Annotated in this window: 7 protein-coding genes; 4 read left to right on the top strand and 3 right to left on the bottom strand. The window is 61.4% G+C overall.

The features are described from left to right. Nucleotides 1-24 precede the first annotated feature (24 nt). The 3 genes from MSZK_RS16150 to MSZK_RS16140 all read left to right on the top strand — a co-directional run bounded on the left by MSZK_RS16150 (nucleotide 25) and on the right by MSZK_RS16140 (nucleotide 13,038). On the top strand, nucleotides 25-1,311 hold the full coding sequence (locus tag MSZK_RS16150) for a hypothetical protein (RefSeq protein WP_233211346.1): 1,287 nt from the start codon (nucleotides 25-27) through the stop codon (nucleotides 1,309-1,311). Between the two features lie 64 nt (nucleotides 1,312-1,375). Then, nucleotides 1,376-6,613: a RecQ family ATP-dependent DNA helicase gene (locus MSZK_RS16145; protein WP_099249492.1), complete on the top strand. Its 5,238-nt coding sequence runs from the start codon at nucleotides 1,376-1,378 to the stop codon at nucleotides 6,611-6,613. Further along, nucleotides 6,610-13,038: an SNF2-related protein gene (locus MSZK_RS16140; RefSeq protein WP_099249490.1), complete on the top strand. Its 6,429-nt coding sequence runs from the start codon at nucleotides 6,610-6,612 to the stop codon at nucleotides 13,036-13,038. Before MSZK_RS16145 ends, MSZK_RS16140 begins: the two co-directional genes overlap by 4 nt. 62 nt (nucleotides 13,039-13,100) lie before the next feature. Here MSZK_RS16140 and MSZK_RS16135 read toward each other — a convergent pair whose 3' ends face one another. Genes MSZK_RS16135 through MSZK_RS16125 form a run of 3 tightly spaced genes read right to left on the bottom strand, consistent with a single transcriptional unit; the run spans nucleotide 13,101 to nucleotide 15,072 of the window. Beyond that, complete coding sequence (locus MSZK_RS16135; protein ID WP_099249488.1) at nucleotides 13,101-13,718, bottom strand: DUF6308 family protein; 618 nt, start codon at nucleotides 13,716-13,718, stop codon at nucleotides 13,101-13,103. Then, on the bottom strand, nucleotides 13,715-14,599 hold the full coding sequence (locus MSZK_RS16130) for a hypothetical protein (protein ID WP_199203364.1): 885 nt from the start codon (nucleotides 14,597-14,599) through the stop codon (nucleotides 13,715-13,717). The genes MSZK_RS16135 and MSZK_RS16130 overlap by 4 nt, the downstream gene beginning before the upstream one ends. Nucleotides 14,600-14,658: 59 nt before the next feature. After that, complete coding sequence (locus MSZK_RS16125; RefSeq protein WP_142389941.1) at nucleotides 14,659-15,072, bottom strand: hypothetical protein; 414 nt, start codon at nucleotides 15,070-15,072, stop codon at nucleotides 14,659-14,661. 363 nt (nucleotides 15,073-15,435) lie between these two features. Here MSZK_RS16125 and MSZK_RS16120 point away from each other — a divergent pair. Further along, nucleotides 15,436-15,641: hypothetical protein (locus MSZK_RS16120; protein WP_099249484.1), on the top strand; the 206-nt coding region annotated here is incomplete at its 3' end.

Below are 15,641 nucleotides of genomic sequence, written 5' to 3'. Positions count from 1 at the left end.
GATATCGCAGAACCAGGAGTAGCTATGCCAGACGACACTTCCGACAACCTCCCGGCGCCGGTGGACAGCGATGCGGTTGAGGTATCGGTTCAACCCGGCGGCCTCGTCGTTTCCGGTGAACCCGAAGCTGTCGAAGCCTATTTGTCGCGTTTGCGAAACGCCGCCGGGAGGACAATGCAGGTCACCGGCATCAATCGGTCCTCAATCGGCAACGCCGCAGGCCTCCTGGCCGGAATGGCAGGAATCCTCGCCGATAGCGGGAAGTACGTCCGGCTCCACCCCGACAGCGTCAACGCCTTGCGGGTCGGCAATTGGATACCAGGCACAGACGGCTACTTCCGGATGATGACACGAGGCGACAACGGGCTATTCCTGCAGCAGCTGCAGTGGGCACCGACGCCAATCGCACCGCCACAAATGCTTGCCGTGCAACTGATCGCGACACAATTGGCGCTCAAGTCTGCGATCGCCGACGTCGAGACCGCCGTGCGCCGCGTCGAAGGCAAAGTCGAGTCCGTCCTCAACATCGCCCAGGCGACCCGTGCGGGTGATGTGCTCGGCAACCACCTGTCGATCCGCCGGGCAACGGACTTCCTCGACAAACACGGCGAGCTACCGGATGCGGACTGGGATGCGTTGGCTGGCCTAGGACCAGCACTCAATGTGACTGTTGAGCAACTCAGAAACCACGTGAGCCGAGTCCTCGACTCGTTCGAACCCAACCGGCCTGTACAGGAGCGCGCAGCCAAGTTGCGCGCTGCGGTCGAGGAGAAGCAGCTCGGCGAAACCCTGAGCCTCCTGGTCGTCGCGGAGGATGCGCTGTATCGCTGGCAACTCCTTCGACTGGCCCGTATTGGGGAGAAGGAACCACAGCATCGACAGCGCGTAATCGACGATCTCAACCAACTGATCCGCCATCAGCTTGCTGAGGACGGCAAGCTCTATCGCGAGGCGAAGAGCCTGCTGGACGACTTCGCAAAACCAGCCCCCATAGAGGGATTTCGCTTTCAGAAGGTGCGGGAGCTTGCTGAGTATCGGTCAACCCTGCGTGACGAACTAGATCGCTTCGCTACAGCGCGGCGCCACCAGATTGAGGAATGGTCGAATCCAGACACTCCCAACGTCTTGGACGCTGCGGAGGCCGTGATCGACGCCGTCGCGGACTCGGCACTCAAAGTCGTCGGCGCAGCTGGACAGCGACTGATTCGGATGGGTGAGTACCTTGCCGAGAAGTCCCCAGCCAAATCACCATTGCCGCCAGGAGACGAGTCCGACAACGAGGAGTCGACGAGCAGAGATCGAGACAACTGACGGTGCCAGTCAGACTCCACGCCTTCTCGAATCGCACCCGTAGTTCCGTAGTGACGGACAAACCATGAGCACCGAGAACCGCCCTCTGCCTCCGGCTGCGGAAGCTGCGCACCGCATCCTGGCCGAGCACGGCCCGCTCACGGCGATGGAACTTCGCGACCGGCTGCGGTCAGACCAATTCGTACTCGCCATCGAACGGCTCCTCCAGCTCCCCGATCGTTTTCCCCATCGATTCGCAGTTTCCGCCAATGGCCGCCTTTCCATCGCGACTACCGATCGCGAGGCACCGGCGGAGCCCGACGAAGAGGATTCAGACACTGCGGAGTGGTATCGCCCCGGACCCGAGCGCGTACGAATGGACCGCGTGGCCGTGCTCGACCTGGAAACCACCGGTCTGAACCGCACAAAAGACTTCGTCACCGAAATTGCCGTCGTGCGCCTCGACGGCACGCCGTTGGTCGACCTCGCAGTCGACCTACCCGACGGTATTGAGCGACCGACGCCGGCCACCGACGACGTCGTCTCATTCGACCAGGCACTGCGGGTGCTGCAGGCTCACCTGGAAGACGTTGACCTCGTGATCGGCCACAACCTCCTCGACTTCGATCTTCCGTTTCTCCTAAAGGCAGCTGAACGTGCCGGCGTCGAGGCGGTCAGATTCCCTCCCGTTGCCGACAGCATGCAGCTGTCGTTACTGGTCGATGTCGCGATGCCCAACCGCCAGCTCGCCGACCTCGTGATGGCACACAAGATCAGCCACGACAATCCTCACCGAGCCCTCCCGGATGCCGTCGCGACCGCCGCAGTCGTGCGAGAACTGCTTGCCTCAGTAGACCTGAGTGAGCCCAGCTGGAATCTCGCGATCGCTGCACTCGAAACGACCGGCCATAGCCTCGCCAAGCTCCTACCCCAGTTGACCGAAGTGCCTGACCTGTCGACGCTCGACCGCCCTGCCGATCCGCTACTCGAGGCCACCGGCTCGCCAGCTCCTGACGCGTGGTCGGCGGTACGTGATGACTTTCCTGTTTTGCATCAGCAACGCCACCTGCTGCCCCGACCTGCCCAGCAGGAAATGGCGCACGCCGTCGCACAGGTCTTTGACGGCGGTGGTCGTCTGGCCGTGGAAGCACCAACGGGAACCGGTAAGTCCCTCGCCTACCTGTTGCCTGCCCTCGGCCGCGCATCGCAAGCAGGCCGACCGGTCCTCGTGGCAACCGCGACAAAGGCGCTTCAAAACCAACTTCGTGCCGACGCCGCCCGGCTCCATGAAGACGGCCTACTGCGCGCGCCTTTCCGACAGATCCAGGGAGTTGGCAATTATGTGTGCGCGAGGGAGCTTGAAGGCGTCCTGACCGACAAGGACGCTTCCGGGCTGGCTCTGGCTGTTGCTGCTCGAACGTTGGCAACGTCGTCGTCGGGAACATGGGATGACGTCACCGACTACGCGATAAGTAGCTCCGATGCCCACTACGCCAGAACCCGCGCGCGCCTGCGTACGAATTCAGGCGGGTGTGACCGACGAAACTGCCTGTGGGCCACCGTGTGTCCGCTGATGCAGCAGCTGGTGAACCTTGAGAAGAAGCCCGGCGTGGTATCTGTCAATCACGCACTGATCGCCAGCTGGATCAAACTCGAACAGCAGGGCTCTCGAGCTCCTGGTGATGTGCTGGCCGAAGGTAGGGCCGACCTGGTCTTCGATGAGGCTCATGCACTCGAGGACTCGTTGACAGCTGCCTGGACCGAACGCGTCGACGCGCTCGAGCTGGAGATTCTTGTCAACAGCCTCGCGAACCGGTCCCGGCTGATGCGAGACATCCGCACCAAGACCAAAGGCGACCAGGCCGTCGGCGACGCCATGGAGTCGATCGCGACAGCATCTACCCAAGTGCGATCGACCGGTAAGGAACTGTCCGAGGCAATCGACACCTATCTCCATGAGTACGCGGGTAAAGCCGACGCCGTGGTCCTGCAGGCGGGAGTGGTCAACAACCGCCCGGAGTTCCGGGCTTTGCGCCAAGCTGCGTCGAGCGTCCGTTATTGGCTTATTCAGCTCGCCAAAGCGGTTACCGTCCTTCGAAGTTCACTGGCGGAGATGAAGAAACTCTCCTCGGCGAAGCAGCGACTCCGCGGGTTCTCCGAACGCCTCGACAACGCCATCGCTCTTCTGGAGGCGGTTGGTGAACTCCCCGATAGTCACCTCTGGGTCTACCGCCTCGCCGCCGAAGAAGACGACCCAGCAGTATGGACGTTCGAGCGTCTGCCCATCCACGTCTTCCCTGAGTTCAAGCAACAGGTGGTCGATCGCACCCACTCCACCGTCCTTTGCTCAGCGACGCTAACGGTGGAGCGCCACTTCGACTACCTCGCCTCCCGGCTCGGTATCCAGATCAGTCCCGACGCCGACGGTGAGGCATTTCGAGCACTGCGTCTCGCCTCCCCGTTCGACTACCAGAACCAGTCGATCGTGGTGCTTACCAACCACCTACCCGTACCCGTGCCGATCAACGAGCGTGAGTTCTGCGAGGAAATGGCTGCCGACCAAGCTGGATTCCTGTCGTTATCCGGCGGGAAGACGCTGACGCTCTTTGCCGCCCGAAAACGTATGGAGGCCGTCGCACACGGTGTTCGAACGAAGTCGGTCGAACTCGCCGACCGCGGGGTCGAGTTGCTGGTCCAAGGTGAGTTAGGCCGCGCGCAGATCGCCCACCGTTTCCGAACAGAACCCGGCACTGTGCTCTATGGCCTCAAGTCGTATTGGGAAGGCTTTGACGCACCCGGCGACACACTCTCGTATCTGTTCCTTGAGAAGCCGCCCTATCCCCATCCGGATGACCCCCTGGTGTCTGCTCGCCAGCGCGCCATAGCGGAGCGCGGTGGGGACCCGTTCCGTGAATACGTCCTTCCGATGACGGCCATGCTCTTCACCCAAGGGTTTGGTCGACTCATTCGTTCTGAGAAGGACAGAGGCGCAGCTTTTGTGTGTGACCGTCGCCTGCACTCACCGACTCTGGCTCAACGAGTGATCCTCGAATCGCTGCCGGAGCCCACCATCCACGAAGCCATCGACCGGGATGACGCGTGGACCCGCGCCATCGAGTTCGTCACGGGCACACCACCCGACCTCTCCGACGCCATCTCCTTTGGCCGTGATGACGTCACCCAACTTCTTGAAAGCCTCAGGCTCGTCGAAGGCGAAGATCCCACCGCGAAACTCACCGAGGCCGCAGAGAAGTTGTTTGGGATCACCAAACTACAGCCCAAACAACTTGAAGTAATGCGGGCGATCATCGAAGGAAGAGACGTCGTAGCCGTGCTACCTACCGGCTTCGGTAAGTCGCTGTGTTTCCAACTTCCCGCGCTACTCGCCCCCGAAGCACGGGCTACCGTCGTCGTGTCCCCCTTGATCGCCTTGATCAAGGATCAGGTCAACGACTTGCGTGGCCGGCGCGGTATCAGACCCGTTCAAGGCATCACAGGCACAACATCACGGGTCTTGCAAACCGAAATACTGCGCGACACGGCGAATGGCCAAGTGCGGCTGCTCTACGTCTCTCCAGAACGACTAGCCCGAGATCCGGTGCTAAGGGGTGCATTAGGGCGCCAGCAGCTCAACCGCGTCGTCGTTGACGAGGCGCACTGCATTTCAGTGTGGGGGCATGATTTCCGACCGGAGTTTCGCCAGGTTCCCGCTTCCGTGGCCACCTTCGAGACCCGTCCACCACGAGCAGGGCTTACGGCGACAGCCACACCTGAGGTCGAAAAGGACATCACGGTCGCGTTGGACATGCATGAGCCCATCGCCATCCGCGAGCCAAGCGATCGGCCCAACCTTCGATTCCGGGTGGTCAAGTGCGCTGACGAGCGGGACCGAGCCCGGGAACTACTACGCTTTGTGACATGGGCCGGAGATAAGTCGGGGATCATCTACGTCTCCAAACGCGCGCTCGCCGAAGAGATCGCCGCGCTCTTGCGTCGAGCCGGCCACGCCGCCCGGCCGTACCACGCGGGCATGGTTCCCGAACAACGCGATGCGGTCCAAGAGGACTTCGATTCCGACACAACACGAATCATCGTCGCCACCAAAGCATTCGGAATGGGTATCAATAAGCCGAATATCGGATGGGTCGCCCATTACGACCTCCCAGACTCTCTAGACGGGTACGCCCAAGAAGCAGGCCGCGCCGCTCGTGCGCGCGACGTCTCCGGTGAATGCGTGTTGCTGTACACGAACTCCGACCTTGCACGCCGTCGCCGGCTCATCGAGGCACACGGAACCAAGGCCGACGCGGCAATTACACAACAGCTCCTGGCCGCACTGTGGGAGTGTCCCGAACGTGGCAGCAGCCGTGTCTTTGACATCGATGACATTGCCGACAAACTCGGAATCGACGATGATGAGATCAACGTGCATCTGGCCCAATTGGAACGCGTGCACGCCATCGAACAGGGTTTGGACTGCTCGGCACGAGGCACTGTCGAAGTCGGCTTTAGGGATCCCAGCGATGAAGACGAACGCCGGCTATTCCGTGAGCTCTTCTACCAGGCGCACCGAGCTCGGCCGAACGTCCGGGTGCAGCTCGACTTTCAGCAATTGAAGGACGAGCACGGCCATGACCCGGATGAGCTCGAGCAGCAGCTCATCAACTGGTCGCTGGACCGGCTGATCACGTTCTACAGCTCAAAGAGACTGCGTCGCGTACGCGTACTGTCGCGCGTCGCGCCTCAGCAGTCGCTCGAAAGTGAGTCTGCTAAATGGAAGTGGTGGCAGAAGCGGCGTCTCCAGGCAATGATCGATTACGCGACCAACGACTCTAACTGCCGCCGAACGGTAGTCGGAAGCCACTTCGGCGACACCGTCTTGGATTGCAAGAGCCGAGATGTCGAACTGTGCGACGTGTGCAGCGGCGAGGCGGCACCATGGTCCGCTCTTCCCGACCGGATGGTGCCCGATCCCGAGTTGCTGGTCAATGTCGAACTTATTGTTCTTCAGGCGATCGCGTGGGCGTCTCGATTTCGTGGCGGCGCGTACGGCGAAGCCAGTCTCAAGGCAGCAGTGCTTGGGCGTGAATCACTGGGCGAGGGACGTCCGCTTGGTGCCGGCGTGTTGAACTGCCCTCAGTTTGGTGCGCTGCGTCACGTCCGCGGTAGCGAACGCCGCTGGGACGACTCGGTGAGCAAGCTGATCGAGAGGGGCCTCGTCGAACGTCGAACTGCCGTCCGCGAAGGGTCCCAGTCCTCCTACCAGTCCCTCACCCTGACATCTGCCGGCTGGCAATCACTTGGTATGACGGAGCCAGAATGATCGAGAAGCGAATCACCCACCAAATCCTAGAAACTGGCCTGCTCGCGCTTACTGAGCGGGAGTCGGCAGCGCTAGCACTGCCGGAACATAGTTCAGCCATCGAGCTCGAACTCGAGAGTGAACCGTTTCTGGCGCAGTGGAGCGGACGTAGCCGACAACTTAGCGGTGAACTGCTCACCGAACGTCTGCAAGATTGGGGTCAAGAAGGTGGCCTGTTGCGGCTGCGACTCGTCGATACCGTGTACCGGCTGCAGCTTCTGCCGCCAGGGACGCCGAGCCAGATCAGTATCGTTACGCCACCGCCTGTCCCGATCGCCAAGTCGAGTGGAGCGAAGGCCAAGAAGCGTCGCGCCACCGTCGACCGCCAGTTTCACGCTGACACCGAATACGACTGGGGCGCAGGTGGTGACCGCACAATTGGGTTCCTCAGCACCGCACGTGAACTCCTGGCTGAGCAACTGAAGGCTGCGGGATTCGATGAACTCTCCCTGGTGGAACTGCGTCTGCAAGGGGAAGAGCTTGCAACGCTCGACGACTTCGAGGAACTTCTAGCGGTCGATGTTTCAAACGTCGACCGGATGCCACATCAAGAGGCTGTTGCGCGGCATGCGTTGTCTCGGTTACGGGGCCGCGCTGTACTTGCCGATGAAGTTGGCCTCGGCAAGACCATCGAAGCCGGTTTAGCAGTCAAGGAGCTCGCGCTACGTGGGCTCGCGAAGCGAGTGCTCATCTTGTGCCCGGCACCGTTGCGCGATCAGTGGCGCGAGGAGATGAACAGTAAGTTCGACATGAGTTTCGACATCGCGGCTCGTGGTCCCGAGATCCAGCAGCAGGACAGACTGATCCTCAGTCTGACACTGGGTCGAAGCAATGCTGAGAAACTCACCAAGAAGCCTTGGGACATCGTCATCGTGGACGAAGCTCATCGCGCTGCCGGTAGTGGCGCGCGGAAGACTCGTGATGTCATCACTTCATTGACGACGAAATGCCGCTACGCGTTCTTCCTGACCGCGACGCCCGTACAGAACGACCTACTCGAGCTTTACCGGCTCGTCGAGTTGCTCAGACCCGGCACATTCAGTTCAGTCACCGATTTCAAGCGCCAGTTCATGAAGGGATACGACCCCCGCACGCCAAATGACCCAGCCGCGCTGCGCCGGCTCATTAGCAGCGTGATGATCCGCACCACTCGCGCTCAGGCCGGCGTGGACCGAGTGGTGCGTCGCGCGGTAGATGTTCCCGTCAACCTGGGCTCCCGGGAGCAGGAGCTTTACGTCTTAGCAACTCAATTGCTGCGCGCGGTGATGCGCGACCCTGGCGACGCGATGCGTCGTCGAAGCCTGGCACTCCGTCTCACCGCAAGCCCATTCGCGATGGGGACGACAGCGCTACGGATGGCCGAGCGTCATCCTGACCCTCGGGTTCGAGAAGTGCTCCTCGAAATCGGACATCGCGCCATGGACATCAACGAGTCAGCGCGTGAAGACACCGCGCTGGACATCACCCGAGACTGGTTGCGAGAACACGGCCGGGTGTTGATTTTCACCCAGCACACCGACACTGTCACGGGGTTGCTTCGACGCATGGAACTAGAGGGGCTCAACGCCCGGTCGTTCCATGGCTCGATGTCAGCGGGTGAGCGCGCTGCGACTATCGCCGCCTTCAAGTCCGGTGACGCGCCAATCATGATCTCGACCGACGCTGGTGCCGAGGGTCAGAACTTGCAGTTCTGCAACTGCGTGCTGAACTACGACCTTCCCTGGAATCCCATGCGAATTGAGCAGCGCATCGGCCGAGTGGACCGCCTCACCCAGCCTAAGGACGAGGTGTTTGTTGCCAACCTTTACGCGCGAGGAACGATCGATGAGAGCGTCTACGGACTGCTAGCCCACAAACTGCGCATGTTTGAGCTGTTGTTCGGACAGGTCACCACAATTCTGGGCGAACTCGATGACTCGAAGACCGCAAGCTTCGAAACACGTGTCATGGAAGCTCTATTCGCCGAGAACGACTCCAAGATGCAAAACCTCCTCAACCAGCTTGGCACCGAGCTGGTGCACGCCCGTGAGAAGGCCTCCGAACTGATTGCCGCCGATAGCGGCATGAGCCAATGGATGGCGACGGCATTCGACCATCGCGAGGGGCTCACCAAGGCTGGCAGCACGGAGCTCGCACCTGAGGTGAGCGAACGGGCGCGGATGCGACAGCGCCGCGTACAGACTTGGGTGCGCAGCGTTCTCGACGCGCTTAACGCCGAGATCCTGCACGACACCGGCGACGGTGATGGCGCCTTCCTGACTGCGAAGTTCGATGAAGAGTTCGAGCAGGAACTCGGTGGCCGAACGGTGATGCATCTGGCCTTCGACCGGTTTGGTCTCGAACACCACTCCGACGCTGAGCTCTGTGCCGTCGGCTCCCCGGTATTCGACGAACTGCTCGGCCTCCTCCGCGTCCGCGGCGACATGCATGCCACCGTCCCGGTGATCCCCGACGATATTGGCCCCAGTCCCTATCGACATTCGGCCTCCATCCGGCTGGTCCGTCGACGCCTTATTCCCTCTGGATCGTGGAATGGTCAAGCGACATTCCGAGCTACTGTCGGCGAGGCAGAGACGACAGAACATCTCATCACTGCAGACATCAATGGCCATCACGAAGGTCGGCTGCCTCGGCGCCCACTCCACGACGGCGAGTCGCTGCCGCTCTCATTCGGTACTGCGCAGAAGGTGATCGCCCAGTTCGAACGCGCAGCGACAGCTCAACTCGAGAAGCTTCGCCGCGAACGTTCGAAGATCATTGAAAAAGAACAAAGCCAAGAGCTCGCGCGCGTCGTGAGCGGCTACAAGGCACAGATCGCCGACACGACCGGGGAAGACCGCGCTCGTCTTCAACGGGCGTTACGCTCAGAAGAGAATCGTCTCAGCCGACGCCCCGATGTCCGCGCTCGAGCGAAAGTACTCGCCGTCACCCTCGACGAAGATGACTGGCTGGTCGAGGAGACTTGGGCGGGGCCAAGTGGGGACGAAACCTCTATCACATATGAGTGGGGCACTGATGAGCCCATCGTCGTGGAGAGTGACGCTTCTGGCAATACCATCGGCATCCTCGCCCTCTGCTCCGAAATGCATTGGGTGGACGAGTCTGAAGCGACCAGCTGTGAGTCTTGCAGCCATGTACTGTGCCAGGCGTGCGGCGAGGACGCAGTCTTTGCGCAATGCGCAGCATGCGGACAGCCAAGTTGCGGAAGGTGCCGGCGCGAGACCGGGGGGCTGTGCCGAACCTGCACCTCGCCCGAACGCGCTCCCGAACTGGACGATCAGTACTCGATTGCCTGGAGGCTCAATGGCCACAACATTCTTCGGGTGGGCGAACGAGTTGCCGAATTGGTTCGGCCAACGTCGACTTCGACGGTCGTTGTTGACGAAGACGCAGACGATCCGCAACGGGCCCGCGTACGTGCGTATGCGAGACAGAACGGCTTGCCGTTGGACTGTGGTCTGGTCACGCGCGACTTAACCGGGCGGCGATTGCAGCACAGCGACGCTCGTGCGCGGCTAGCTGGCACAGAAAGGGTCGCGGTCGAATTGTCGGTTGCTTCCGACGGTGGTTCTTCGATCGACAGTAAGGCGCTAGCCGACCTTCCGATATCGGCACCGGCGATTCCTGTTGTCTCCGAAGTGGAGTCCGGAATTGCCCATCTGCTAAGAAAGCTGCGCAGCGATGTCGCGCCGCCACCGCGTTTAGCGGTATTGGTGACTCGCCGATCATATTTCGTAGACACATACCTCGAAGCAGACAGCATCGTGCAGGAGAACTCCTCCATCAACGATGAAGGTTTCCCGCAAGTATCCGATGTGCGGGCTGCAGACATTCAATGGCGGACACCCTCGACTGAAGACTCGACGATCGGCGGAGCGGAACTTCCGGATATCCGAGTCACATTGGAACGAAGGAACGAGGCAGTTCTCGTCACCTCTCGACACGGGGCCGGGGAGGTTAAGTGGATCGGTTGTCCGCCGGGATTCTCACCCGCCGAACAGTTGGGTGCCTACGACTACCTCTCCTCGATCGGAATGCCGGGTGGAAGGCTAGGCAAGACCACCAAAGAGGTAGTTCAGATCGGCGGCGAGTTCCCCTCACCAGCGGAGTGCACGCTCCAAATGCGCGATATTCGTCCGGTTGCAAAGCTGGTCGAGCTCACGGCCGATGCCGAAATCGTGCAGGCTGACAGCGAATCACTGGCGGCTTTGGGCGTGCTTTCCAATCCGTCTGCGTTACGGGGTATCGCATCGCTGCCGAGTGCACTCGCCGCGGCTCTGGTCACGAAGAGCAACCGTAGCTTCACTGCTGCGATGCGCAACGGCCTGGCAGTTTCGGAGACGTGGCACGGGCACGGCATCGCAACGCACACTTATCAAACCTTCGACGGATTTCCGCTCGCTCCCCAGGTCGACGACCTCGGGATCCGGCAGTCTAATTTCGGAGTATGCCGGGACGGTCACTTCTACGCCGCCGGAGCTGCGGCACTGTGCTCATCATGCGATTCGTGGGCGTGCCGTGCATGTGACGAGTTCGGCCAGTTGGCCTCGCTTACGTGCGGAGGCTGTTCACACGAGGTGTGCCGACGGTGCGCATCAACTGCTCACAAGGTGTCTAATCTGCGGTGCCTTCTCTGTAGTGACCACGCCTGTACGGATTGTGGTCGCGACCCGCAGGTAACAGCTTGTGTGATGTGCGAACGCGCCATGTGCCTGTCGTGCCGAGTCGATGATCGTTGCCCAGCCTGCAGCAGCATCGCACCAATAACTGACCAGCAGAGGGCAGCACTCCCGGCAGGTCTCGCCGCGCATGGGGCAACAGTTCACGCCGGCACAGACGGCCATGCTGCTGTCGTGCTCATCAACCGAGGGCGAGCCTACGAGCAAGCGATCGTCCGCCACGGCGCCATCACGCGGTGGGTTGCTTTCGACCGCAGTCATATCGACGACTCGTACCGGGTGCGCTTGGCGGCAAGCCGCGCTCTGCACACACAGGTCCTTCCCACCACTCAGATACTCAAACCCGAGTCGGTAAAGACAGACCGCCGGCTCGTCGTTCACTCGACACGCAGTTTCCGATCTGTCTGGTCGGCACCAGAACTCAATGCCTCCGGGAGAAGCCCCGTATCGAACTCGTCGCCTGCGGACAACGTGGCTGCAGCTGTCGTAGAACTATTCCCGCCGTTGGCACATTTTCCAGAAGCGGCCCTCCAAACTCCGAATCGGCTTAAATCTGTCCTGAGCGGCCTGGAACACCCTTCGACCACTCAGCTGATCATGCGTTGGGAGCGTTCAGGTTTCGAGGTGGCGGTCACACCCGACGGGATCAGCGAAGTAACAATTGATGACTCGGATGACCGGGAGGTCATCGCAGAGTGGGGCGCGACCGAGTTGATGCCGCCCTGGGTGATTGATGCATGGAACCCACAGCCCACGGTCCGAAAGTTGGCCGCTGGAAGTGACACCGAGGCGGTGATCGCGAACCTTGCGAACCTGGTGGCCCTCGGTGTTCGCCGACTCGAGGAGGTGCATTGGTATCTGATTTCAGCGTCGGAGCACGCTCCCGCAGCAACCCTGCTGTCGCGGCACATGGACCTGGGGGATGTCGACGAGGTCGGGGTCTACACCGATCCAAGCAAGGTCACCTTGTCCACCATCTCGAACGCCACGGCGACTTCAATCCATATCGCGCCACGCGGGCAGATCAAGACGGGTCCAAGGTCGCTTGCTAGCGGCACGAGCGATGCGCTTGCCGCGTGGATGCCGGACCAATTGGTCGTCATCCCGCATCTCGGTGACCTTCCGCAAGGGCTTCGGAGTCTCTTGCAGAAGTTGATCCCGCCGGCGCCCCGGAGCCGGCTGGATATTGGCGCATCGGTAGCACAGACCGTCTCTGATAGCGACGGCCACGAGTGGCGGTATCACGTTGTCCTCGCGCCCGGTCAGACCGACGCCCGACGCGTCGATCAGATCAGCAGACAAATCCTCGATTGGGGCGGAATCGATCGCGAGGGACATTTCGGATCAGTTGCCGCCCAATGCGGTTACTGCCAACAGCCAGTTTGCCCCGCGTGCGCAGACGGCATTGTTGGGTGCGATTGCTGTGGTATCGCCATTTGCAAGAGATGCGTAGACACGCCAGTCAGCGGAATGTGGCTCTGCCAAGGATGTTCATCGACGCGTCCGCCTACCCGTCAAGAAGCCCGCGAACACGGGCGGCTCTTGTCCAAACGTGGCATGCTCATCGGCACCGATCCTCTGCACACCGTTGTGGTCGAACACTCGAAGTCCCACTGGGAGATTCACGGACCGGACGGGAAAAAGCGTCTGATCGCCAATCCGTCGGTCGCTCGCTATCTGGACCACCGATTGGCGGAAATGAGCTGAAAGTTCTTGTGCCGCTCATCGAAGCTCAAACGCCACCTGGCACGTCGCCGAGGCAGTCGAGCTCACAGATTGGCGCCACGCTTCGCTGCCCTCCAGAGTGCGACGTCTATCCGTCTAAGCAGGCTCACATGTGACGGGGCAACCTTGCAAACCTCGGAAATGACCTTCCTACGTGCAGGATCCGACAACTCGTCGCGCATCGTCACCCAGAAGAATCCTTTCGGTGGTTGCAGATAGTCACGAACCACATTGTCGAGAATTGGGATCAGTTCGGGACGTTTCGCCGCCATGAGCTTGCCCGCGACAACCCATCCGATTCCTGACAAGGTCCGCAACTCTCCGTGCAGTTTGTCGGCGGCACTTCCTGCACCCACATCTGATCGGTCCACCTCCCAGAGGTTCTGTTCGCGCGGAATCTCCTTGAGTAACGAGCTGAACCGATCGCTATCAACAATCAGAAGCGACGCTGCCGCCTCGGTCGGCACTGTCACGCTGAGGGCTTCAGCTGCGAGTAAATCGGAAGCTTCGAACCGATTGGGGTCACTGATCGCCGCGAACTGTTCAAACCATCGCCCGGTGAAGGGTTGCTTTCCTCCTCCGAAGTACCCGACAAGGTCACTGCGGACTTGGTCCGCGTTGCGGGCAAACCACTCAGCCAGATCGAACCGAAACTTTGTCATTGAGCGTCCTCGCCACCGAAAACCCCGACCAGGGCATCGCGCAACGCTTGCGCCTGCCCGGTGGACATCGTCATTGCAGCGGGCCAGTGCGGGAACGAGACATCCCACGCCGTCGCCTTTCCGTCCGGCAACTCGCGTCTGCCGAGGCACACGCCGTGACTCTGGAAGACCACCTTCCGTTGAGGCGCCGACACTACGTCGCCAGCTGTAGATTCCGTGGCAGCGATTCCCACCACAATTTCGTTACCGGCGGCAGGATCAACGGCGACGTGCATGCCGAGTTCTGTGATCCTGCCGTCACGGGGATGCCATGCACGATCTGGGTTGGTACGCCCGAGTATGGGATCGAGTGAGTCGATTGTCTGCTTCCAGAGGTTCACCCAATTCCTGCGCCGACCGACCACGAACGACAGCTCGAGCCTGACGGGTCCGTCTGGGAGTTCGGCGGCGTGTGCGACGGCGGCGTGGATCTGCTCCTTGTAAGCAACGGTGGTCGCTGACGCGTTCGTCTTAGCAACCAACACTGCTGTCGACGGTGCAGCTACCTCACGTGCCGCGTCGATCCGCACAAAGGACCGCTCGCCATGCTGCTTAGTGCACCAGACGGAGACCAACCCGGGATCCTTGAGGTGGTACGCGAGGGGGTAGGCGAAGTTGTCGAGATCTGACATCCCGAGGAGGTCCCGGTCCGCGGGCAACCCAACGTCGAGCCTCAGCGCCCATTCGCCGTCTGTCCTTGATTCCGCGAGAAGCGCCTCTGTGTCAGCCAGATACGCCCGCAGCCGAACCTGATCTGGATCGTCGGTTTTGTTCCAAGAGGCGAGACGAGGCGCGACCCTCAGAGCGAGGGGTTCGTTTTGGGGGCGGGCGTACCAACGCATTGGCACAAAGTAATGCGGTGGACCGACGGATCAGCGGCCTTTCCGGCGAAGCCAGCCCCCTAAGCCGGCACCAACGTAATCGGAATCTGCGACTGCCCGGGCCGGGTCATCTGGCAGTTGCCCTGCTGGATCTCGGTCACCTGACCCTGCAGAGTCTGGCTGTTCCACATGAAGATCATCGCGCCCTTGGTCTTGGACCTGTCCGGGCATACCGGCACCTGACCGACGACTTTCATCGCCCAGGTGTGGGCGCCCTGAAAGACGGCCTTTCCTTCGATCAGCGGCGAGGTCACGTTCGCCAGGCAGCCCACCTGGATCACGTTGCAGAGGTTGGAGATGGTCCAGGTGTCCATCACCTCGTTCGGGCCCCGGACCGTAAAAGTGCCGCTCATCAGGTCGTCAGCAGCATTGGCCGTCGGCGCCAACGCCAACGCGAGTCCGCACACGGCCACCGCAACACGCCCAGCGCGCATGAACAACCCCTTGCTCGTACCCCCGCGGACAGTTGACAGCTGTCCACGGTAACCCGACAACCTGCAAAGCGGCAGCGCGAGACGGTCCAGCCAACCCACGACAGCCCCGCACTGTCAGCCAGTACATCGCCGCCACCTGCGCGAGCGTTAACACGGCGGTCGCTCACCGAAGCCACCCGCACCATCCAGACCTGCGCAAACGGCCCCGAGCCGCCGCGCTCGGCGGGCTGTACTTCGCAATGATGACGTCGTACCGCCGCGACGTACTCGAGCGCGAACCGGGTGAGCCCGGAGCGTTCTGATTCCGCCCGCCGGGGATTACAATCACCGAACAATTGGTTCGGGGGAATCGAGGCGGTGGCCATGCGCACACGTCAACGGCAGATCACGCTGGGATTGATCATCACCCTGGTGCCCGCCACCCTGCTGACCGCCACCCCCGCCGCGGCCGACTGCGACAACGCCGGCGCCGCCACGGTCTGCGCACAGGGCGAAGTACGCGGCGGCGGCCCCACCGCCCCGATTGCCGGCCCGGTGTATCCCGGCTACTGCGCCGATCCCTGGTACTG

This window comes from Mycobacterium sp. shizuoka-1, from assembly GCF_002723835.1.
GTDB lineage: Bacteria > Actinomycetota > Actinomycetes > Mycobacteriales > Mycobacteriaceae > Mycobacterium.
Note: the sequence above shows the minus strand (reverse complement) of the source record. Positions and strands in the feature narration are given on the sequence as shown.